Here is a 20,183-nt window from a genome sequence, read left to right on the forward strand (position 1 = left end):
TACCATTTTATGAGGCTGTCCATGATTTATGTCTATAAATAAAGGGATGGGACAGCTTAAAACGCTGAACCATCCCACATATACCGATTGATGATCTCCATATTGATTTCTCTGCCGATCCCTGTTCCTTTCGGGATGTGCACGATTCCTTTTGAAGGCTGAAGGCTGATCAGTTCTGTAAACGGATTCTCCATTACATCCCACTCAATCGGTTCAATTTGGTCGTTTTCCATTTTTGACCACGGAGGCAGGCATGCCTGAGCAAATAAAGCATAAAGCCGGGAAAGAGCGCCGTCATAGGCATGAGCAGACGCTCTCACACCGAAATAACGCGCGAGCTGGAGACAGTCGCGAAACTCATCGATTCCATTGACATGCATGACGTCAGGCTGAATAATATCCAAGCAGCCCTGTGAGAGGAGAGGCGCAAATTGCGCCGCGCCTTTCATATTTTCTCCGCCGGCGACAGGGACGGATAAACGGCTCCGCAGCAAAGTGTAATCCTGCGGCTGGTCAAAAGGCAGAGGCTCTTCCAGCCAGCTGATATTGTCCCATTTCGAAAAATGGCGCTCCCATTTGAAAGCTGCGGCTGTATCGTAGCTTTGGTTTGCGTCCAAAATAATGGAAACTGAACTGCCGGCCGTGTTTTGCAGGGCAGTGATATGCCGCACATCTTCCTCAAAGGTTGTCCCGCCAATTTTGATTTTGATTTGATTGAAGCCCTTTTTCAATTGCGCTTCAACATTCGTAAGCGAGCTGCTGATCCACTGAGGATGGTCTGAATATGATTGGAAAGAGGCATATACTGGGAGTTCTTCTCTGTACCGTCCGCCCCACATGTCGCATACGGAACAACCTGCCGCTTTCGCAGCAATCTCCGTCAGTGCCATACTCACAGCCGATGCCGCCCGCTGATGCCATTTTTTGATTGTGCGCACTAAAGGCAGGCGGCTGCCTGCCTGTTTACCCACGAGATAGGGAATAATTCGTTTTGTAAAACCGACATGCAGGGCCGGGAGCCAATCCACGCACTCTCCCCAGCCGTCAATGCCGCTTTCTGTGATAATTCTGATCAGATAGCATGTCCGATATTGTTTAAATCCGTTTGCATCTCCGTAAGGCTTCTCTAATCGGTGAAAGAGCGGGAAGGTCTCAATTCGTTCGATTTTCAAACCGGATGCTACCTTTCCTCAGCCGGCTGCAGCCGATTGCCATTCATTTTAGGCTCTTCTTTTTCATTCGTATCTTCTTTATTTTGTTTGACATGAATCAGCGTCAGCACAAGAATGCCGACAACCAGCGTTAGGCCCGCAATGCTTAAAAACATGCCAGGTCTTGACCACTGCATCAAGCGCCCGAAAATAGGAGGTCCGATCGCCACCCCGAGAAAACGCACTGATCCGTACAGCGATGTCACAAAACCCCGTCTTTCTTTGCCGACAGCGCCTGTGATAAAACTGTTAATACAAGGAAGGACAAGGCCCGAACCGATACTGCTCAGCACGAGAACGCTGATAAACAGGACGAGATTTTCAATGAATGACAGTGCCGCGTAAGACACAGTCATAAACGCTAAACCGATGACGATCAGCTTTTTCATTAACGATTGCTTTTGTCCGATTTTGCTGCCCGTCGTATAAGATGTCACACACATAACCAAAAGCGGAATCGCCAAAATCAGTCCTTTTTTGACGCCGTCTGTATCGTATGTTTTTTCCAGTACGTCTGATAGGTAAAACAAAATGCCGAATAAGGTAAACAAACAGGTAGCCCCGGCTAAATAAGCGGTAAACAGCCATCTGCCTTCATGCTTAAATACACTTAACAGCCCTTTTGCATATTTTCCGATAGGAGGCGGCTCTTCTTCTTTTTTCTTTTCTTTAATAAAAATCCAAGTCAGCACGATTGAAATGATACAAAACACAGGAAAGGCAAAAAATGCGCCATACCAAACGATCAGGGCGATAAGTGAGCCAATAATCGGCGATAGAACTTTCCCCATCCCGTTTGACGCTTCAACAAGGCCGAGCACTTTGCTTTCCTGCGCGCCTTTAAATAGGTCCGCTGACAGCGCCATCGCAATCGGTCCCGTTCCGGCTGCTCCGATACCCTGAAGAGCCCGGCCAGCCATGACCCACGGATAAGCATTGTCAAAAAAACCTGCCGCAAACCCGGCCAGCAATCCGCCTGCTCCATACAAAAATAAGCAGGGAATAATGATGATTTTTCGTGAAAACCGGTCTGCGAGATAGCCGACAATCGGAATCGCAAACGCCGCAATCAGGGAAAACACCGTGATCACGAGACTGACTTGAAATTGAGATAAATGAAGTTCAGATTTCATTTTTGGCAATATAGGAATAAGCATAGAGTTTCCAAGGGTTAATATTAAAGGAATTGAACCGATAGCTACAATCGTCATTCCGTTATTTTGTTTTGATGTTTCCATCTCAAAGCACACTCCTTTTCTTCTGCTTAGAGTGTCCCTGAAGGCATGAAAAAAACCGAACAGAATCTTCCTGTCCGGGTAAAAAAGGGTTAACCGAGCGCTTGTGAGATGACAGCGAATAATTGTCCGTTTCGTACAGGCAGCGTCTTTTTTTGGTACATCATAAGCGGAGGCTCATCGTCTAAATGAAATCCCATTGCTTCTAGGCTGTCATGCAACGATGCGGCGTCACCAGGCACGTCGATTCGCATCGGTCCTTGTTTTCCTGCGGCCAGCCTGTTGATCAATCCGGCAGCGAGACCCGGTGACGGAGCGATAATCGGGCCTAATTTCAGATTGGCCGGTGTTTGTACAGATAAGCCATAGCCAATGAATTCGCCTTCCATATTTCTCGCAATTATACATTCCCCTGATTGAGAGATCAATTGATGCAGGAGTGCTGCTCTGTCTCCGCCAAAGGCTGCTTGATCAGCCGCTGTTAATTCCGGTAAATCCTTTTCTGTAAAAGATGTCAGTTCAATGTCGTGCTGCTTTGTAATCGGATTGAAGCTTTGACAGCTGTATTTGCGGATTGAACCCGCTGTTTGAAAACCGGATTTTTCATAAAGCGGCAAACCCTCCTTCGTGGCGCAAAGCATGATGGCGGTGTTTTCATCGACTTGACTGATACACGCGTTCACCATCCGCCGCCCCAGGCCCCGCCGTTTGTACTCGCTGTCGACGATAACAAGTCCAATAGAAGCAAGTCGGCCATACGAAAACAAACCGATGCAGGAGATGATGTCTCCTTGGCTGTTTTGATACCCGAATAATCGTCCGTGTTTTACGAGCAGCAGCAGCTCTCGCTCGCCGTAATCCGGCCACCCGGCTTGCCGGGAGAGACGCAATAGACCGGGTACATGTTTTTCTGTAAGCTGAATCAGCTCAAACGCTGAATGCATGTCATCACCTGCTTGTTTCTGGTTTTTTGTACATCACAATATGGGTGCCAATGCCGGAAATCTCAAACGGCTCGCCAAGTTCTTTCCAGCCAAGCTTTTCGTAATAGCCTTTCACATGGTATCTTGCGTTGCACCAGACCGCCTGCACGCCCATATCGGCCAGCTTCTGCTCCGCGTATTTGATCAGTGTGCTTCCGGCTTTTTGATCACGGTATTCTTCGAGCGTTGCCATGCCTCTAAGCCGATATGCGGGTGAATCGGTCAATAGCGGCTGATTCTCGGGAGAAAAGGAAGCGATGCTGATCAGTGTTTCTTCAAAAAAAGCGCCGAGATGGAAGGAGCCTTCTGCATGATCCTGATCATATTTGCATTGTTCAATTGATTGATGGGGACGCAAAATGCGGTTCCGAATTTCATAAGTATCCTCTGCGGGAATGGTTTTCACTTCAAGCATGATGTTCCTCCTCTAATGTAATTTATTTTCTATATCGTAACACGAATCGGGTTTGAAAAAGACTGCCCAATTGGTTCGGACAGTCTTAGAAAGGGATGTTAATGCAAATAAATATTCTGACGCTGTTCATCTTTTTGCTTAATGTAAGAAGTAAGTTCCGAGGTTAAGTCGGATCTGAGAAAAGGCGTTATTAAATAGATGCCGTTAAACAGCTCGCAGGCAGTATCCAGCAGGGAGCGTGCAATCGCAAGGCCTTCCGCCTTTTGTTTCTCTTTATCTTCGCCGGCACGCGCCATTTTTTCGCGAATGGAATCGGACAGTTTGATGCCGGGAATTTCATTATGGATAAACTCAGCGTTCCGGCTGCTTGTCAGCGGCATAACGCCGATATAAATCGGAGTCTTCAAATGCTTGGTTTCATTATGAATATCGACAAGCTGCTGCTCCGAATAGACGGGCTGTGAGATAAAATAATCAGCACCGCAGTCAATTTTTTTCTCCAGCCGTTTCACAGCTTTATCGAGATGGCGGACGTTTGGGTTAAAAGCAGCTGCCACTGAGAAATTGGTTTTCTTTCCGAGCGGTTTTCCGGACAGAGACAGCCCTTCATTGAACTGTTTAATCAGCCTGATTAAATCAAAGGACGTTAAGTCATAGACAGACGTTGCACCCGGGAAATCACCGATTTTAGAAGGATCGCCGGTAATCGCCAGCACATCATGCAGCCCTAATGTGTCGAGTCCCATTAGATGTGACTGGAGGCCGATAATGTTTCGGTCCCGGCATGTAAGATGGACAAGAGACCGCATATCGAGCTGCTGCTTAACAAGGGCGCCGCAGGCAACATTGCTGATCCGCGGGGTTGCCAGTGAGTTATCGGCGAGCGTCAGGGCGTCGATTCCCGCTTCTTTTAATTCAGCAGCGGCGGACAGAAACTTATCAAAGCTCAATTTCTTCGGCGGGTCCAGCTCAACAATAATGGAGCGCTTTTTCGCAGCGATTTCATCCAACCCCGGCTCTGTCCGTTCGTGCTGGACAGTCACCAATTCCTTTGCCCGAACCTTTACATGCTTTTCCGTAATGGGAGCGAGCCCGCCCACAGCCTCTGCCATGGCTCGTATGTGGTTTGGCGTTGTGCCGCAGCAGCCGCCGATAATCCGCGCGCCTTGCTTGCGGAACTCACCTGCGCTGTCTTGAAAATACGTATCGTCAGTTTCATATACGAGCCGCCCTTCTTCGAGAGAGGGGAGGCTGCTGTTCGGGTAGACAGATAAAAACACGTCATCAAAAATCGGCACTTCACTGAGCGCTTCAATCATGTGGTAAGGGCCGAGCCGGCAGTTCATGCCGACGATATCGGCACCGAGATCCGCAATCGAGCGCAGCGCATCAGAAAGCGGCGTTCCGTCCTGAAGCACACCCTGCTCATGCATGGATACATTCAGCATAATCGGAAGGTCGGTTTCTTTCCGGGCGATTTTCAGCACTTCACGGGCTTCTTCCAAATCATAATACGTTTCTAACAACAACCCGTCCGGTTCTTCATGCAGCAGTAAATACAGCTGTTCGCGAAAGCTTCGTTTGATTTCGTCAAGGCTGTATGCGTTTTTGTTAAACGTGCGGATGCCTCCCATTGTCCCGAGCACATACGCATCGTCTGCGGAAGCCCGCGCAATTTTTACTGCTTCCTGATTCATTTTTTTGATGTCATCTTCAAGGCCGTGCCTCGATAATTTAATATAATTCGCTCCGTACGTGTTGGTTTGAATGATGTTTGCTCCCGCCTCGACATAAGCTTTATGTATACGCTGAATTTCCTCGGGTTTAGAAATATTAAGTTCCTCAAAGCATCTATCTATTCCGTAGGAGTAAAGCAGCGTGCCCATTGCGCCGTCACCGATTAACACCTGTTTCTTCAAATCTTCTAAAAGTCCCATTGTCTGCCTCCTTTATTCACATTCAGCAAGGAAAAAAGAGAAATAAAAAAAGTCCTCTTAAGAAGAAGACTTTGTCAGTGATATTGTCTCTTCTTATCTTCCAAGCTGTTCGAGCTTGCTGGATTTAGCACCTTGGTCATGGCAAATGCGCCATTACACCGGTTGCTGAAGCTTCGTCGGGCCAGTCCCTCTGCTTCTCTTGATAAGAACGGATATGAAATTTTAATGTTCAGGAGCTGCCAAAAGATGCCTGGCATTTTCCCTTTCTCCAAATTTACCGAAAATAAAGACAATAATCAATAGGAATCAGAAAAATTTATCTGAAATTTATAAATTGAACGTCAATTGGCAGATCGGCACCTCGAACTGCTGCGATAACCTGCTGAAGATCATCCTTGTTTTTCCCAGTGACACGCACTTGATCATCCTGTACCTGAGATTTCACTTTCAGTCCGGAGTTTTTGATGATCGTATTGATTTTTTTTGCGTTGTCTTTGTCAATCCCTTGAACGAGCTTTGCACGCTGGCGCACGGTGCCGCCGGACGCATTCTCAATTTTGGCGTAATCAATATTTTTTGTCGGCACGTTGCGCTTAATCAATTTGCTGACAAGCACATCCTTGAGCTGGCTTAATTTAAATTCATCATCGGAAACAAGAACAAGCTCTTCTTTATCTAATGAAATGTCGCTTTTGCTCCCTTTGAAGTCATAGCGTGTGCTGATTTCCTTCAGTGCGATTTGAATCGCGTTTTGCACCTCAGGGAGCTCCACCTTGGATACAATATCAAAAGAACTTTCTTTTGCCATATGAAAACCTCCATAACATTTAACTTATGTGTTGATTATAGTAGAATAAAGAGAAACTTCCAACAGAACAAAGAATCAATTTGTGATGATTGGAAAAAATGTTAACAAGATCCGCAGTGAAATCAGCGGGAAGAGGAAGGACGATAGCATGAGACCAGGGCAGCAGTTAACCTTGAGTATAGATCACGAAACTGACTTCGGTTACTTTTTAACCGATGGAGAAGATACGATTCTCTTACATAACAGTGAAGTGACAGAGGATATAGAAGACAGAGATGAGGTAGAGGTCTTTATATACGTTGACCAGCAGGAACGGCTTGCAGCAACGATGAAAATTCCGGTCATCAGCGCGGATGAATACGGTTGGGTAGAGGTAGTGGACACGGTAGAGGATATGGGCGTATTCGTCGATGTCGGCCTCTCGAAAGACGCGCTTGTCGCAACAGAGCATCTGCCGCCGTATGAAGATGTTTGGCCGCAAAAAGGGGATAAGCTCTACTGTATGCTGAAGGTGACGAATCGGGGGCGCATGTTTGCCAAACCCGCACCGGAGGATATCATCAGCGAGCTGTTTACGGACGCTTCAGACGACCTGATGAATAAAGAGCTGACCGGAACGGTGTACAGGCTGATCGCTTCAGGATCGTTCATCATTACGGATGACGGAATCCGCGGTTTTATTCATTCATCAGAAAGAAAAGAAGAGCCAAGACTCGGCTCAAGAGTGACAGGACGAGTGATTCAAGTGAAGGAAGACGGCTCAGTGAATATGTCGCTACTTCCGAGAAAGCAGGATGCGCTGTCTGTTGATGCCGAGTATATTCTTACGTATATAAGAACAAGAAATGGCGCCATGCCGTACAGCGACAAAAGCCAGCCTGATGATATCAAAGAACGTTTTAACATGAGCAAGGCCGCCTTTAAACGGGCGCTCGGCCACTTAATGAAAAACGGAAAAGTGTATCAGGAAGACGGCTGGACATACGAGAAAAAATAGCGCATGAAAATGGCTCGCCTGCAGCAGAACTGCGGAGCGAGCCGTTTTTTATTTCTAATTTAATTCATCAACCAGCGTTCTGATTGCCATTTCGCGATCCACATTGTCTGAAATTGCGATCGGAGTAATATCAATGGCAAGAATGACAAGAATCAGCGCACCAGCTGCGGCAACATAAGAAACATAATAGAAATAGTTAGCGGTTTCGACCGTGTTGACGAGTTCAGCTTGAACTCTGGACGTATCATCCTTGGAAGCGGCAATTTCTTTTGCAGCTTCTACTTTTTCTTCAACGATTTGACCCGCTTTTTTCAGCAGTTCATCCACCTTCATTGCATCTTTGCTGTAAACAGCTTTCTTCAGATTGTCAAAAAAGTCAGCATCCTCTTTTTTAATATCAGCAACAACCTGATTGGCAAAAGCCTTTGCCTGTTTTGTGTTGAGTTTGTCAGTCATGGCTTTATTAAATACCTCTGGAAGCTGTTTGCCCACTTCACCCTGAGCGAACACAAACCCTTTAAAAATCTCTTCACCCGAATACTGAAGCTGCTTTGCCTGTGCTACACTTTCCTGCTGCTTCACCATAAACACTGTCGTCACCAATACAACCGACAAAAATACGAGAAACGCCTTCTTCAAACTGAAACCTCTCCCTTCTTTTCTTTTTTATTCCACTTCAGTCTGCGAATATATGTAAATTGAAACGTGGAATCAATTGGAGTGAGATACAATATCAAAATGCCGGCCATGATGATTGAAAAGCTGATTAAACCCAGCATAACCGCGAATATCTCATGCATAAAAACAGCGATGATTAAAATCAATCTCCAATGCTTCTTCGGCGCGAACAGTGCCGCAAAGATGACAATCTGGACGAGAAGCGTCCCCCATGTCGGAATCACCACAAACGGACTAGTCACAAACGGCTTCGTTAATGCCTGAAAAAAGCCGTTGAAGCCGATGGTTTTTTCCTGGGCGAAATAATAGACGGCTGTACCGTCCACCCATTCCTGCTGAGACAGCTTAGCAACAGTAGAGTGAAAATAAAGCACTGCCACTTGGAGCCTGATGACAAAATAAGAAATAAATGCTGTGATTTTTCCAATTGTTCTTTGGCCCTCTGCATCATCAGGCCTTCCGCTCCAATGCCATTTTCTCGGATCGGTCAGCGTGATAGGAATGAGCAAAAATGTCATAACTGCGGCCGCCTGCTCGCCTCCATCGATGACAATTAACGACGACTGGAGGCTGTAACTAACATACCAATGAAGAATCCCGGTGATTCTAGGGCGCCACCCGATCACAACAAGCACCAGAATGGCAATGCAGATCCATCTGACCAGATTTAACATCATATAGTTATTTTCGCCGAGGCAAAAGAGACTGAGATTCATTTTACAAGCAGGATAACTGCTAATTCCGCTGGCGGGCTTCATAATGAGGCTCGGATGATTGACGAGCAGCGTCAGCAGGCTGGATAAAGCAATGATGCTTCGCGCGAGTCCGTATACATTTGTCCACGGGTTTCTCTCGTCCCATCCGGTGATGGTCTGTTTTATGTTTTCGAGCATGAGATCACAACCTTGACTATGCTTTTTATCTGATAAGACGAAGCGGTGTATTTAGAATAACTCCACGGAACGATATCCTCTTTCGTTAAATAATAGCTGCCGCAAAGCAACGGGCGGGGTGCCGGTGTTTGCAGCTGAACGGTTTTGGCTTTGCTTTTGCAGGCACTCAGGTCCGTTTCTTTACATTCTGTCCACTGTTCCTTGCCGACTTGGCTGTAGATAACACCCATTTCTACACCCTGCGATCGCCCATAACGATACAGGCCGAATAGGTTATCAGCCCTCATATTGGGCCATCTGACCTTGGCGGTGGCATTTCCATCCTCATATAAGCCGATGGCGGTATCACGGGGGTTTTTGCTGAAAAAGCCCCAGCCCTGAGGAATGACGCTGGACATGAGAAATTTGGAGTCCTTTGTCAGCGGAATCGGGGTTGTCCCTAAGCTGCCAATGATTGAAAACAGAAATAAAGACCCCCAGAGGACCGAAAAAATGATAAAAAATGATATCGATTTCTGCATTCGACTGCTCCTTTTTAAACTGACGAAATTCACTTTTCTTACTTTTCATCATATAAAAACATTTTTGTAATAAAAAGGTTAGAAAGTAGGAGAAATTCCATTTTTGTTAAATGAAAAAACAGGACATTTTTCACTGCTATATGTCATTGATATATAGTGGTTTTTTCGATATATTTAAACCATGAAAACGAATCAAATTAACGACCGCTGGATTGTTCAATTTCGCAAAGGAATTTTCGAGCTGGCCATTTTATCCCTGCTGCGCTCAAAGCCGATGTATGGTTATGAATTGACATCGTCCTTAAAAACAACTCCGGCACTGGCTATTTCGGAGGGTGCGATATATCCGATTTTAAAACGGATGACGGAGAAGGACTGGGTCGAATTTTTTTGGCAAGATTCTTTGGACGGCCCGAAAAGGAAGTACTACAAAATGACGCAAAAAGGAGAAGAGATGTTAAAAGAACGGCTGGAGAAATACCTGGAAACCCATCAAGCTTTATTGTCCTTATCGGGGGATTTGCTATGAATGCACAGCACATCATTGACCGCTATACGGAGGAACTAAACGCTGAGCTGACGAATATGCCTGAAGTAGAGAGAGAAAACACGATAGCCGAATTGAAGGGCCATTTAACCGCTTTTGTACAAGACAGAATGAATGCGGGCCATAGTGTGGAGGATCTGCGGGAAGCTGTCGAAACTGAGTTTTCTCATCCGAAAGAGCTTGCCGAAGCGATGATGGGTGAAGGGGAGGAACAGAAACGGAGGGGTTCTGTGTTAGGAAAAAGCGGACTTACGGTCTTTCTTATTGCTGTAATCATACTCCTGCCGTTGCTGCCGCCCTCATACAGATATGTGCCATTGGCTCTTTATTTGGCGGTGCTCGCAGGCTATGTATGGAAACGGAAGAAGGTAATGATGTTTGCGGGTGTAAGAAAAAACAAAATGCGCTCTCAACATGAGATTGTCACGATTTCCAGGATCGGTGCGGCGTATCTGCTGTTTTTGGCTGTTCTGCTTCTTATGCAGCCGCTCATCAATGCATTCGTCGTCCTTCTGCTGATTGTGGTTAGCTGTGCCGCTTTTTTTCTGTTTTTAAACGTCAAGTAATGTTGTAGGAGGCTGTAATATGGAAATCAGCATCAATTATCTATTAATTGTCATTTCGCTTTTATTCTTTGTGGTAGCTTATCTGGTCGGGATCAAAAAACAGACGTGGATGCTGGCGGGGTTTAATGAGGCACGTATCCGGGATAAGGATCGGCTGGCCAGAATAGCAGGCTATTTTTTCTTGAATTCCGGTTTGTTCATTCTGCTGAACAGCTTTATCTCATTTCAAGGCCAGGAGCAGCTGATTCCGCCGCTTATTTTGGCATATGGTGCAGGGGTTATTATTTATGTGAATAAAAAACTGGTAGAATAGGAGCTGAAGGACGGAGCGAATCTCTGTCCTTCTTTCTTTTTCCTGAAAATAGGAACGAAGCACCACATACAAGTTTCGGTTTTTTTGTTAGGATGAACGAAAAAATAGGTTCCAAAACAGGAAGGATGTGGTGTTTTGCGTACACTGTTCAAAACATCTCTGTTCATGGCCGGCTTATGCACGGCGGCTCAATGTGTTTTTGCATCAAATGCCTCAGCAGATCAAAGCATCAAATACGACCATACGTATCAAACCCCTTCATACATCATCGAAAAATCACAGCCATCATGGCAGCCAGCTCAAAACCTAACGCAGAAAGAAGCGCTATTTTCATATCTGGACAAGCACCAAACGCATTTTAAGCTCAAAGGAAATGCGAACAGCCATTTTCGCATTTCGAAAACCATAAAGGATCCAAAGACAGAACAAACGTTTTTTAAATTAGAGGAAGTGTATAAAGGAATTCCTGTTTACGGCTTTGGACAGGCGGTCGCGATGAAGGAAAACAAACAAGTGAAAAGTTTCTTCGGGAAGGTGCACCCGCAACTAAATGACATATCTGTCACACCGTCTGTATCCAAGAAAAAAGCCATACATACAGCGCGCCGTGCGATTGAGGCATCTATTGGAAAAATCGAGTATGTTGACGGGGAACCGAAAGCCGAATTATATATTTATCCGCACGAAGGCGCATATGATCTTGCCTACCTTGTGAGACTTTCGACGTCTGAACCTGAACCTGGATATTGGCATTATTTCATTCATGCCAAAAGCGGAAAGGTCATTGATTCTTTCAATGCCATTCATGAAGCAGCAGGTACGGGAATTGGCGTATCAGGAGAAGAAAAAAGCTTTGAAGTAACTGAACAGAATGGGCGTTATTATTTGGCTGATGAAACAAGGGGAAAAGGGATAAATACTTTTGACGCAAAGAACCTGAACGAAACCTTATTTACCCTTTTGTCTCAATTGATCGGGTATACAGGCAAAGAAGTGGTCAGTGGCACGTCCGTATTTAAAGACCCGGCGGCTGTAGATGCCCATGCAAACGCGCAAACGGTTTACGACTATTACAGCCGCACGTTTGGCCGCCATTCCTTCGATCAAAACGGAGCAAGAATTACGTCTACCGTACATGTGGGAAAACAGTGGAACAATGCGGCGTGGAACGGTGTGCAGATGGTGTACGGGGATGGTGACGGCGCAAAGTTTAAGCCGCTTTCCGGATCGCTCGACATTGTGGCGCATGAAATGACACACGCGGTCACCCAGTATTCCGCCGGTCTTTTATATCAGGGAGAACCCGGCGCATTAAACGAATCCATTTCTGATATTATGGCGGCGATGACAGACCGGGATGACTGGGAAATCGGCGAGGATGTATATACGCCGGATGTACGCGGGGATGCTTTACGTTCGTTAGAGGACCCTTCCAAGCAGGGGAATCCGGATCATTATTCAAACCGTTATACGGGCACAGAGGATTACGGCGGGGTGCATATCAATTCGTCGATCCACAATAAAGCGGCATATCTTCTCGCGGAAGGCGGCGTGCACCATGATGTGCGGGTAGAGGGGATCGGGCGTGAAGCTTGTGAGCAAATTTATTATCGGGCTTTGACATATTACGTCACGCCTTCTTCAGACTTCAGCATGATGAGGCAAGCGGCAATCGAAGCTGCCAAAGATTTATACGGTGAAGGCTCGAAGCAATCAGCTTCTGTCGAAAAGGCATATGACGCAGTCGGAATCCAATAAAAATGAAAAAACAGCCAGGGCTTTTCAGCCTGGCTGTTTTTTTATGACCTTCCCAGAAAAAATATCGCCAGTGTGCCGGGTCCGGAATGGGATCCGACAGCAGAGCCGATGGAGTGCATGATGATGTCTTTCGGCTTGAAGGCGTCTTCGATCAATTGTTTCATTTCATTGGCTGTTCCTTCGTTAGCGGCATAGCTGATTCCGACGGTTTGATCGCTCCAATTGTCTCCTCGATCTTTCATTAATTCGATAATCCGTTTGAGCAGCTTTTTCTGTCCGCGGATTTTTTCAAGCGGCACAAGCTTGCCGTCCTCCATATGAAGCAGTGGTTTAATATTGAGCAGACCGCCGACAAAAGCGGACGTTTTTGAAATTCGGCCGCCCCGGGCGAGGTACGTTAAATCATCGACTGTAAAAATGTGCTCAAGCTGTGCGCAAAAGTTCTTTACAGACGTTTCGATTTCTTGTATTGTATTTCCGTTGATACAGAGTTCGCGTGCATGCCGGACGGCCAGACCGTAGCCTAATGAAGCGCATTTGGAATCAATCACCCGCAAATCAAAATCGGGGAATTCTTCCTTCACTTCATTGGCGATCATGACGGCTGTCTGATAGGTGCCGGAGAGCCCTGAGGAAAAAGCAATGTAAAGAGCGGGCTCTCCTGTTTCGGCATATTGCAAAAATACATTTTTAATGGTTTGCGGTGAGGCTTGGGACGTCTTGGGCGCTTCCCCATTTTGCATCGCTTCAAATATTTGTTCCGCATGGATCGTGACTGCATCTTCATATTCTTTGTCGCCGAGAGAAACTCTAAGCGGAATAAAGCCAAGGCCGTTTTCCTCAAAATAAGAACGAGGCAGATCAGCCGCGCTGTCAGCAATGAGGTGAACTGTCATTTTGCTTCCCTTCTTTCCATTTATCGCTCGTTATCATGTGATTTAAGCCAACTATATCATATTAATTACTCAAAATCGTGTTCAAATATTTGTTTTAAGGGAAAACATAATAAAGAAGAATGAGCGGAGGAACATGCCATGGTACTAGATCAAACAAAAAAATTACTCATCGTCATCATCGGGGCTTTACTCAATGCGGCCGGGCTGAACTTATTTCTGATTCCAGCAGATGTATATGCCAGCGGATTTACAGGTGTCGCCCAGCTTTTATCAAGCGTCGTTGACCAATATGCCCCCTTCTACATATCGACGGGAACGCTCTTGTTCCTCTTAAATATTCCGGTCGGTATTTTAGGGTGGCTGAAGGTCGGAAGATCGTTTACGGTGTACAGCATTTTGAGTGTCGCACTGACCACGTTGTTTATGGGAATCCTGCCGGAAATGAGACTGTCTCATGACATCCTGCTAAACGCGGTATTCGGCGGCGTCATTTCCGCGGTCGGCATCGGTTTAACATTAAAGTACGGCGCTTCGACAGGCGGTCTTGATATCGTCGCTATGGTACTGGCCAAGTGGAAGGATAAACCCGTCGGCACGTATTTCTTTATTCTGAACGGGATTATCATTCTGACGGCAGGATTATTGCAAGGTTGGGAGAAAGCTTTATATACCCTTGTTACTTTGTATGTGACAACGAGGGTGATCGACGCGATTCATACCCGGCATATGAAACTGACAGCGATGATTGTGACGAAAAAAGCGGACGAAATTAAAGAAGCCATTTATGGAAAAATGGTGCGGGGTATAACGACTGTCCCAGCCAAAGGCGCTTTTACAAACGAACCGAAAGAAATGATGATTATCGTCATCACGAGGTATGAATTGTACGATTTAGAAAAAATCGTAAAAGAAGTGGACCCGAAAGCATTTACAAACATTGTCCAAACGACCGGGATTTTTGGTTTCTTTAGAAAAGACTGACGAAAGCAGGTGGAAGTCGTGAAACGGCTGCTTGTGATGCTCTTGCCTGTGGTGCTTTTAATGGGCTGCGGGAAACATGAGCGGACAGAACCCGATAAGGAGGTATCAGGCGGAATGGAGAATCAAGAGGTTGTTTTATCTGTTGACGCAATTCAGGAGCCTGAACAAATCAAGTTTAACATGTCACTGAAGAACCAAGGCGAACGCAGTGTGGAGTTTCAATTCAGCACGGGACAAAAATTTGAACTTGTCGTGTACGATTCAGATCACAAAGAAAGATACCGTTATTCAAAAGACAAAATGTTTACACAGGCTTTTCAAAACCTGACGCTTGAACCGGGAGAAACCTATGATTTCACTGATGAGTGGAAGGAAGTCCCTGAGCCGGGAACTTACGAGGTGAAGGTAACATTTAAGGGCAGAGCGGAAAATCTCAAGCAGGTTCAGGCTGTTCAGCAATTTGAAGTCAAATAAGAGGCTATGGCGATTCGCCATAGCCTTTTTTTATTGCAATTTATCCAGTTGATCTTGAAATTGATGAAGCTGTTGACGTTCCGCATCTGTCGAATTGGCATACGCAGAAGACACAGCATTTTTGGCCCTCAGAATCGCTTGCTCCTGATCGCCTTCCTCAAAGCCGTTTGTCACCATGACAGCCTGTTGAACAAATGATTTCGCCTGCTGAAACAGTTCGTTTCTCATTAATATTCATACTGCCTTTCAGCCGAGTCTCGTGCCGCGGCATGCTGGTGAGCTTCTTCTAAAGTAGACCGATATGGAAATCTTGCGGCGTGTTGCCCGATGGAGTCTTTACCCTGGTGAATAAACCTTCTAGATTTGCTTCGTTTACCCATTGTGAGACTGCCCCCTTCCATACTTTGACGAGATGAGTCGTCTTCAATAGTATGGTGGGGCGAAGTAACGTTTATGAGTGGGAAAAATTAAAATGGGCGGTCTTTAAAGTGAGAAATATTCTTGTAAAAATCTTGCCACGCCGTCCTCTTCATTTGTAGCCGTTGTCCGGTTGGCAATCTGCTTGACCTCATCAATTCCATTTCCCATCGCAACGCCGCAGCCTGCGAATTCAAGCATCTCCAAATCGTTATCCTCATCTCCGAAAGCGATGATCCGTTCCCTCGGCACACCGTAATAATCACTGATTTTCTGCAGGCCGACCGCTTTATTCATGCCGCTTTTAATAATTTCTATAACATGCCACGGCGCGGCCCATCTTCTATGATCGATCACCTCGGCGTGCACATCCGATAAATAGGAGCGTATGGCCGGTACATCTTCTTCTTTTGCGTGAATGAGTACGGATGTAACATCTTCACCGAGATTTTCCCGCAAGTCTCCGACCGTCACATTTGTTGTATTCATGTTAAAGGCATCAATCAAGTGCTCGTCATGGTAATGAAAGTACACGTCATCAATGACTTCGGCAAGCACATTATGTACGTTATAGCTTTCGCTGATATCCACTAATTGTTTGACAACTTCAAGCGGCAGCGAGGTATGATATCGTCCCCAGCTGTCGTCCTGCGGATGATGGACAAACGCTCCGTTAAAATTGACAATTGGCGTTGTCAGCTTCATCTGCTCATAGTACATGGAACTTGAACGGTACGGCCGGCCGGTGGAGATGCAGACGTAATGTCCGTCATTTTTTAGGCGCTGTATCGTTTGAAGGGTGTTTTCTGATATTGTTTTATCGTCCTTTAATAATGTTCCATCTAAATCTAATGCGATTACATAGGGTTTTGTCTCCATGAAAAGCTCCTTTAACCTTAGATTTTGCGTAAGCTGCCTTAATGACAGTGTAGCTTTTTACCATCTTTATTGTCTACATGTTACACTTATGATTATGGTTATCCTAAGGAGGGGACATTGTGATTCAAATTGAAAATCAAACCGTTTCCGGCATCCCGTTTTTACATATTGTAAAAGAAGAGAACAGGCACCGTGCCGTTCCTCTTGTTTTCTTTATACATGGCTTTGCAAGCGCCAAGGAACACAACCTTCATTTTGCTTATCTTCTTGCAGAAAAAGGTTTCAGAGCTGTTTTACCGGAGGCGCTGCACCATGGCGAACGCGGAGAGCATATAGCTGTTGAGAAGCTGGCCGGCTATTTTTGGGACATCGTGCTAAACGAGATTGAAGAGCTTGATGTACTTAAGAATCATTTTGAGAAAGAAGGCCTGATAGACGGCGGCCGTATTGGGCTTGCGGGTACATCTATGGGCGGCATTACAACGCTTGGCGCCTTAACGGTTTATGATTGGGTAAAAGCCGGCGTCAGTCTGATGGGAAGCCCGAATTATGTTGAACTGTTCCAGCAGCAGATCGACCACATCAAATCTCAGGGCATTGATATCGATGTGCCGGAGGAAAGGGTGCAGGAACTCATGGAGCGCCTTAAAATGCGGGATCTCAGCCGCCAGCCAGAGAAACTGCAGCAGCGTCCGCTTTTATTTTGGCATGGTGTTAAAGATCAAGTCGTGCCTTACGCGCCGACCCGGAAATTTTATGACACGATTAAATCTCATTATCGCGAGCAGCCGGAATGTCTCCAGTTTATTGCGGATGAACGAGCGGATCATAAAGTGCCGCGGACAGCTGTGTTAAAAACCGTTGAATGGTTTGAAACGCATTTATAAAGCACAAAGGTATTAACACTGTCCGGATTTACGTTATACTGTATAAAAAAAGGAGTGAGGGAACGTGGAAGAAGCATTAAAAGAAAACATTATGGGCGCCTTGGAACAGGTTGTCGATCCTGAGCTTGGCGTTGATATCGTGAACCTCGGGTTAGTATACGATGTTGATATGGATGAAGACGGCTTAACGCACGTTACGATGACACTGACATCAATGGGCTGCCCTTTAGCGCCAATTATCGTGGATGAAGTGAAAAAAGCGTTAGCGGACCTTCCAGAAGTGAAAGAGACGGAAGTTCACATTGTGTGGAACCCGCCTTGGACTCGTGACAAAATGTCAAGATATGCAAAAATTGCGCTTGGCATACAATAAAACAAAAGAGGACAGCCTTACTGTGAGGCTGTCCTTTTTAAAACTGAAAGGAGTGAAGCGAAATGATGTACCTGCTTGCCGTTCTATGCCCGCCGCTTGCTGTTTTGTTTACGGGGAAGCCGTTTCAGGCACTGCTCAATCTCATTTTGACATGTATCTTTTGGCTGCCGGGCGCCATTCACGCTTGTTTTATCGTGGCTGACCGCCGCGCTGAAAAACGGGCAAGACGTTAATCTGGAAAAAAGAGGACGCAAACATGGTATAATGGCCATAAAAAACAGGGAGAGCGCCATGAAAAAGAAATTGCTTGCATTCGCGCTGTGCACTGGTGCGTATGCTGCCCTGTTTGCGTACTCTGTTCACTCGGAGCAAAAAAACGACTCCAGCGAGATGACGGATGTCAGCCGTTTGATGCCGGTGAAAATTAAGCAGACAGTGAAAGGGCAGGAAGAAAATAACCTCATTGACACAGTCAAAGAGGCCAATCGAAAAAACATAAAAATCTCAATAGCCGGAACCCAGCATTCGATGGGCGGCCATACATATTACGAGGACGGCATCGTTCTCGACATGACAGGCTACAACAAAATCCTCGCTTTCGATAAAAAGAAAAAAACTATCAGGATCCAAAGCGGGGCGACGTGGAATGACATACAGAAATACGTGAATCCATACGGGCTTGCGGTAAAAGTTATGCAATCACAAAATATTTTTACAATCGGAGGATCTCTCAGCGCCAATGCCCACGGGCGTGATATTCGCTACGGATCGCTGATTGATACAGTCAAATCATTCCGCCTATTAAAAGCCGACGGCTCAATTGTCACCGTCACTCCAAAAGATGACTTGTTTTCAGCAGTCATCGGCGGGTACGGTCTTTTTGGCGTGATTCTCGATGTTGAGCTTGAATTAACGGATGACGAGCTGTACGTCATGCAAACAGAAAAAATGAACTACAGTACATACGCCGACTATTTTGCAAAGCATGTCAAAGGCAATCCCGGTGTCCGCATGCATCTGGCGCGCATCTCAACAGCAGAAAAAGGATTTCTGAAAGACATGTATGTCACAAATTACACATTAGCAGAGGAGCAGAATCAGCTGACATCTTACAGCGATCTCAAAGAAGACGAGCATACACAAGTGACGAAATTCGCGCTCGGCCTGTCAAGACGGTACGAGTGGGGCAGAAACTGGCTCTGGAACACCCAGCAATCCTATTTTCTAAGCCAAAATGGAACAAAGATCTCACGCAATAACGTCATGCGGTCAGAATCAAAATTTCTCGAATACGAAAACAATGAAAATACAGACGTGCTGCAGGAATACTTTGTGCCGGTGAAGGAGTACGCTTCCTATATTGATGACCTGAGACAAACGCTGTCACATGAAGACCTGAATCTGCTTAATATCACGATCCGATATGTGCAAAAAAACGAAAAGGCCGACCTGTCTTATGCGAAGGAAGATATGTTTTCGCTCGTGCTCTTAATCAACGAGGGCTTCTTAAAAGAAGACCAGGCTGACACTGCTCGGATCATCAGGCGCATGACAGACGTTGCGCTCAAACACGGAGGAAGCTATTATCTGCCGTATATGACATATCAGACAAAAGCGCAAATGAGACAGGCGTACCCGAAAACCGAAGCGTTTTTTCAGAAAAAACGCACGTACGATCCGGATGAGCGGTTTATGAATTACTTTTATCAGAGGTATAAATAATGGGGAAAAACAAATTAAAATGGCTGACACTTTCACAAAGCAGCGTGTTTTTCGCAAGCAGTTTAATTTTTCCGTTTTATATTCTGTTTGTGAAAAATATCGGCTCAAGCTATACGCAGTTCGGGTTTTCCTATGGATTATTCGGACTGAGCGGGGCGCTCATTTACCCGCTCCTCGGGCGGCTGTCTGAAAGGATCGACAGCCGCTATTATCTGCTTGCGAACTCATGGGGCATGGCGGTTCTGCTTTTGTATGTCCCGCATGTTAACAGCGTTCTTCAAGTGTACATCGTGCAAGTGCTGTTAGGTCTCTTTGGGGCGATGCAAAAGCACGGAGAAAAAGTATTAATCGCCGACTTTACAGACACTGGGGAACGCGGAAAAAAGATTGGGAATTACCATTTTTGGACCGCTGTTTTTTCAGCGGCTGCTATTATGCTCGGCGGTTTTCTCGCCGACTTTTTCACGGTGCAAATGATTTTTTATACAAGCTCTATTCTATATTTTCTAAGCGGATTGATGATGATGAAAACAGGCTGACACGGTCAGCCTGTTTTTTTATGCAGCTGCAAAAGGCGCTGGAACAACAATTTGAAGCGATTTCTGTTTGCTTTTTAAGAGTGGATTTTTTTGTTGAACAGAAAATTTATAAATGAATAAAAATATTAAATATACGATTGAATTAATTTTTAT

At 45.7% G+C, this 20,183-nt stretch carries 25 protein-coding genes and 1 riboswitch; of the genes, 12 read left to right on the forward strand and 13 right to left on the reverse strand.

Going from position 1 to position 20,183, the window contains the following annotated elements:
• Nucleotides 1-56 precede the first annotated feature (56 nt).
• The 6 genes from NSU16_RS05910 to NSU16_RS05935 form a co-directional block, all read right to left on the reverse strand.
• Entirely contained in the window at nucleotides 57-1,172 is a 1,116-nt protein-coding gene (locus NSU16_RS05910; RefSeq protein WP_339180708.1) for a mandelate racemase/muconate lactonizing enzyme family protein, read from the reverse strand.
• An 8-nt stretch (nucleotides 1,173-1,180) separates the two neighbouring features.
• Complete coding sequence (locus NSU16_RS05915) at nucleotides 1,181-2,449, reverse strand: MFS transporter (RefSeq protein ID WP_229147802.1); 1,269 nt, start codon at nucleotides 2,447-2,449, stop codon at nucleotides 1,181-1,183.
• Between the two features lie 89 nt (nucleotides 2,450-2,538).
• The gene (locus NSU16_RS05920; RefSeq protein WP_339192291.1) at nucleotides 2,539-3,390 is read right to left on the reverse strand and encodes a GNAT family N-acetyltransferase; all 852 of its coding nucleotides are present in this window, start codon (nucleotides 3,388-3,390) and stop codon (nucleotides 2,539-2,541) included.
• Nucleotides 3,391-3,394: 4 nt separating this feature from the next.
• Nucleotides 3,395-3,844 (reverse strand): GNAT family N-acetyltransferase, encoded by a 450-nt coding sequence (locus tag NSU16_RS05925; RefSeq protein ID WP_268446738.1) that lies wholly within the window; start codon nucleotides 3,842-3,844, stop codon nucleotides 3,395-3,397.
• 98 nt (nucleotides 3,845-3,942) lie between these two features.
• Nucleotides 3,943-5,781, reverse strand: coding sequence for a bifunctional homocysteine S-methyltransferase/methylenetetrahydrofolate reductase (locus NSU16_RS05930; protein WP_339192292.1), 1,839 nt, complete (start codon nucleotides 5,779-5,781; stop codon nucleotides 3,943-3,945).
• A gap of 90 nt (nucleotides 5,782-5,871) precedes the next feature.
• Nucleotides 5,872-5,990: riboswitch (SAM riboswitch) on the reverse strand.
• 107 nt (nucleotides 5,991-6,097) lie between these two features.
• A complete protein-coding gene (locus NSU16_RS05935; RefSeq protein WP_010333702.1) occupies nucleotides 6,098-6,589 on the reverse strand; it encodes a YajQ family cyclic di-GMP-binding protein in 492 nt (163 codons plus the stop codon).
• Nucleotides 6,590-6,737: 148 nt separating this feature from the next.
• Between NSU16_RS05935 and NSU16_RS05940 the strand changes: the two genes are divergently transcribed.
• A complete protein-coding gene (locus NSU16_RS05940; protein WP_010333703.1) occupies nucleotides 6,738-7,586 on the forward strand; it encodes a S1 RNA-binding domain-containing protein in 849 nt (282 codons plus the stop codon).
• A gap of 54 nt (nucleotides 7,587-7,640) precedes the next feature.
• On the opposite strand, the gene NSU16_RS05945 is transcribed toward NSU16_RS05940, so the two are convergent.
• From NSU16_RS05945 to NSU16_RS05955, 3 genes are read right to left on the reverse strand one after another with little or no spacing between them, the layout of a single operon-like run.
• The gene (locus tag NSU16_RS05945) at nucleotides 7,641-8,225 is read right to left on the reverse strand and encodes a sporulation delaying protein family toxin (RefSeq protein WP_168747398.1); all 585 of its coding nucleotides are present in this window, start codon (nucleotides 8,223-8,225) and stop codon (nucleotides 7,641-7,643) included.
• Nucleotides 8,222-9,157 (reverse strand): sporulation-delaying protein SdpB family protein, encoded by a 936-nt coding sequence (locus tag NSU16_RS05950; protein ID WP_010333705.1) that lies wholly within the window; start codon nucleotides 9,155-9,157, stop codon nucleotides 8,222-8,224. Before NSU16_RS05950 ends, NSU16_RS05945 begins: the two co-directional genes overlap by 4 nt.
• Nucleotides 9,142-9,678: an SdpA family antimicrobial peptide system protein gene (locus tag NSU16_RS05955; RefSeq protein ID WP_229147813.1), complete on the reverse strand. Its 537-nt coding sequence runs from the start codon at nucleotides 9,676-9,678 to the stop codon at nucleotides 9,142-9,144. Before NSU16_RS05955 ends, NSU16_RS05950 begins: the two co-directional genes overlap by 16 nt.
• Nucleotides 9,679-9,859: 181 nt before the next feature.
• Here NSU16_RS05955 and NSU16_RS05960 point away from each other — a divergent pair, with 181 nt between their 5' ends.
• From NSU16_RS05960 to NSU16_RS05975, 4 genes are all read left to right on the forward strand, one after another.
• Entirely contained in the window at nucleotides 9,860-10,207 is a 348-nt protein-coding gene (locus tag NSU16_RS05960; RefSeq protein WP_010333707.1) for a PadR family transcriptional regulator, read from the forward strand.
• Nucleotides 10,204-10,791: a hypothetical protein gene (locus NSU16_RS05965; protein ID WP_339192293.1), complete on the forward strand. Its 588-nt coding sequence runs from the start codon at nucleotides 10,204-10,206 to the stop codon at nucleotides 10,789-10,791. Before NSU16_RS05960 ends, NSU16_RS05965 begins: the two co-directional genes overlap by 4 nt.
• A gap of 19 nt (nucleotides 10,792-10,810) precedes the next feature.
• On the forward strand, nucleotides 10,811-11,104 hold the full coding sequence (locus tag NSU16_RS05970) for a DUF3784 domain-containing protein (protein ID WP_010333709.1): 294 nt from the start codon (nucleotides 10,811-10,813) through the stop codon (nucleotides 11,102-11,104).
• Between the two features lie 135 nt (nucleotides 11,105-11,239).
• Nucleotides 11,240-12,862 carry a M4 family metallopeptidase gene (locus NSU16_RS05975; protein WP_339192294.1) on the forward strand — a complete coding sequence of 541 codons (1,623 nt, stop codon included), beginning with the start codon at nucleotides 11,240-11,242 and terminating at the stop codon, nucleotides 12,860-12,862.
• Between the two features lie 41 nt (nucleotides 12,863-12,903).
• On the opposite strand, the gene NSU16_RS05980 is transcribed toward NSU16_RS05975, so the two are convergent.
• On the reverse strand, nucleotides 12,904-13,758 hold the full coding sequence (locus tag NSU16_RS05980; protein ID WP_339192295.1) for a DegV family protein: 855 nt from the start codon (nucleotides 13,756-13,758) through the stop codon (nucleotides 12,904-12,906).
• Nucleotides 13,759-13,896: 138 nt separating this feature from the next.
• On the opposite strand from NSU16_RS05980, the gene NSU16_RS05985 reads away from it, so the two are divergent.
• Nucleotides 13,897-14,739 (forward strand): YitT family protein, encoded by an 843-nt coding sequence (locus tag NSU16_RS05985; protein ID WP_010333712.1) that lies wholly within the window; start codon nucleotides 13,897-13,899, stop codon nucleotides 14,737-14,739.
• An 18-nt stretch (nucleotides 14,740-14,757) separates the two neighbouring features.
• Nucleotides 14,758-15,213 (forward strand): BsuPI-related putative proteinase inhibitor, encoded by a 456-nt coding sequence (locus NSU16_RS05990; RefSeq protein ID WP_339192656.1) that lies wholly within the window; start codon nucleotides 14,758-14,760, stop codon nucleotides 15,211-15,213.
• 30 nt (nucleotides 15,214-15,243) lie between these two features.
• Here NSU16_RS05990 and NSU16_RS05995 read toward each other — a convergent pair whose 3' ends face one another.
• From NSU16_RS05995 to yitU, 3 genes are all read right to left on the reverse strand, one after another.
• Nucleotides 15,244-15,441 carry a DUF3813 domain-containing protein gene (locus NSU16_RS05995; protein ID WP_003224518.1) on the reverse strand — a complete coding sequence of 66 codons (198 nt, stop codon included), beginning with the start codon at nucleotides 15,439-15,441 and terminating at the stop codon, nucleotides 15,244-15,246.
• Complete coding sequence (locus tag NSU16_RS06000) at nucleotides 15,441-15,593, reverse strand: hypothetical protein (RefSeq protein ID WP_010329347.1); 153 nt, start codon at nucleotides 15,591-15,593, stop codon at nucleotides 15,441-15,443. The genes NSU16_RS05995 and NSU16_RS06000 overlap by 1 nt, the downstream gene beginning before the upstream one ends.
• A gap of 103 nt (nucleotides 15,594-15,696) precedes the next feature.
• On the reverse strand, nucleotides 15,697-16,509 hold the full coding sequence (gene yitU, locus NSU16_RS06005; protein ID WP_339180724.1) for a 5-amino-6-(5-phospho-D-ribitylamino)uracil phosphatase YitU: 813 nt from the start codon (nucleotides 16,507-16,509) through the stop codon (nucleotides 15,697-15,699).
• A gap of 119 nt (nucleotides 16,510-16,628) precedes the next feature.
• Here yitU and NSU16_RS06010 point away from each other — a divergent pair, with 119 nt between their 5' ends.
• The 5 genes from NSU16_RS06010 (at nucleotide 16,629) to NSU16_RS06030 (ending at nucleotide 20,030) form a co-directional block, all read left to right on the forward strand.
• A complete protein-coding gene (locus NSU16_RS06010) occupies nucleotides 16,629-17,396 on the forward strand; it encodes a prolyl oligopeptidase family serine peptidase (RefSeq protein ID WP_339192296.1) in 768 nt (255 codons plus the stop codon).
• Between the two features lie 64 nt (nucleotides 17,397-17,460).
• Nucleotides 17,461-17,769, forward strand: coding sequence for a metal-sulfur cluster assembly factor (locus tag NSU16_RS06015; RefSeq protein ID WP_014663505.1), 309 nt, complete (start codon nucleotides 17,461-17,463; stop codon nucleotides 17,767-17,769).
• 62 nt (nucleotides 17,770-17,831) lie between these two features.
• The gene (locus NSU16_RS06020) at nucleotides 17,832-18,002 is read left to right on the forward strand and encodes a YqaE/Pmp3 family membrane protein (protein ID WP_003224527.1); all 171 of its coding nucleotides are present in this window, start codon (nucleotides 17,832-17,834) and stop codon (nucleotides 18,000-18,002) included.
• Between the two features lie 58 nt (nucleotides 18,003-18,060).
• Nucleotides 18,061-19,491 carry an FAD-binding oxidoreductase gene (locus tag NSU16_RS06025; RefSeq protein ID WP_339192297.1) on the forward strand — a complete coding sequence of 477 codons (1,431 nt, stop codon included), beginning with the start codon at nucleotides 18,061-18,063 and terminating at the stop codon, nucleotides 19,489-19,491.
• Nucleotides 19,491-20,030, forward strand: coding sequence for an MFS transporter (locus NSU16_RS06030; RefSeq protein WP_044156416.1), 540 nt, complete (start codon nucleotides 19,491-19,493; stop codon nucleotides 20,028-20,030). Before NSU16_RS06025 ends, NSU16_RS06030 begins: the two co-directional genes overlap by 1 nt.
• Nucleotides 20,031-20,183: the final 153 nt, after the last annotated feature.

It is taken from the genome of Bacillus sp. FSL K6-1003 (assembly GCF_037964945.1).
GTDB lineage: Bacteria > Bacillota > Bacilli > Bacillales > Bacillaceae > Bacillus > Bacillus mojavensis.

Coding starts and splice junctions, on each gene's coding strand:
- NSU16_RS05915 (WP_229147802.1), bottom strand. CDS start 2,449: ATGGAAACATCAAAACAAAATAACGGAATGACGATTGTAGCTATCGGT.
- NSU16_RS05920 (WP_339192291.1), bottom strand. CDS start 3,390: ATGCATTCAGCGTTTGAGCTGATTCAGCTTACAGAAAAACATGTACCC.
- NSU16_RS05925 (WP_268446738.1), bottom strand. CDS start 3,844: ATGCTTGAAGTGAAAACCATTCCCGCAGAGGATACTTATGAAATTCGG.
- NSU16_RS05930 (WP_339192292.1), bottom strand. CDS start 5,781: ATGGGACTTTTAGAAGATTTGAAGAAACAGGTGTTAATCGGTGACGGC.
- NSU16_RS05935 (WP_010333702.1), bottom strand. CDS start 6,589: ATGGCAAAAGAAAGTTCTTTTGATATTGTATCCAAGGTGGAGCTCCCT.
- NSU16_RS05940 (WP_010333703.1), top strand. CDS start 6,738: ATGAGACCAGGGCAGCAGTTAACCTTGAGTATAGATCACGAAACTGAC.
- NSU16_RS05950 (WP_010333705.1), bottom strand. CDS start 9,157: ATGCTCGAAAACATAAAACAGACCATCACCGGATGGGACGAGAGAAAC.
- NSU16_RS05955 (WP_229147813.1), bottom strand. CDS start 9,678: ATGCAGAAATCGATATCATTTTTTATCATTTTTTCGGTCCTCTGGGGG.
- NSU16_RS05960 (WP_010333707.1), top strand. CDS start 9,860: ATGAAAACGAATCAAATTAACGACCGCTGGATTGTTCAATTTCGCAAA.
- NSU16_RS05965 (WP_339192293.1), top strand. CDS start 10,204: ATGAATGCACAGCACATCATTGACCGCTATACGGAGGAACTAAACGCT.
- NSU16_RS05970 (WP_010333709.1), top strand. CDS start 10,811: ATGGAAATCAGCATCAATTATCTATTAATTGTCATTTCGCTTTTATTC.
- NSU16_RS05980 (WP_339192295.1), bottom strand. CDS start 13,758: ATGACAGTTCACCTCATTGCTGACAGCGCGGCTGATCTGCCTCGTTCT.
- NSU16_RS05985 (WP_010333712.1), top strand. CDS start 13,897: ATGGTACTAGATCAAACAAAAAAATTACTCATCGTCATCATCGGGGCT.
- NSU16_RS05995 (WP_003224518.1), bottom strand. CDS start 15,441: ATGAGAAACGAACTGTTTCAGCAGGCGAAATCATTTGTTCAACAGGCT.
- NSU16_RS06000 (WP_010329347.1), bottom strand. CDS start 15,593: ATGGGTAAACGAAGCAAATCTAGAAGGTTTATTCACCAGGGTAAAGAC.
- yitU (WP_339180724.1), bottom strand. CDS start 16,509: ATGGAGACAAAACCCTATGTAATCGCATTAGATTTAGATGGAACATTA.
- NSU16_RS06020 (WP_003224527.1), top strand. CDS start 17,832: ATGATGTACCTGCTTGCCGTTCTATGCCCGCCGCTTGCTGTTTTGTTT.
- NSU16_RS06025 (WP_339192297.1), top strand. CDS start 18,061: ATGAAAAAGAAATTGCTTGCATTCGCGCTGTGCACTGGTGCGTATGCT.
- NSU16_RS06030 (WP_044156416.1), top strand. CDS start 19,491: ATGGGGAAAAACAAATTAAAATGGCTGACACTTTCACAAAGCAGCGTG.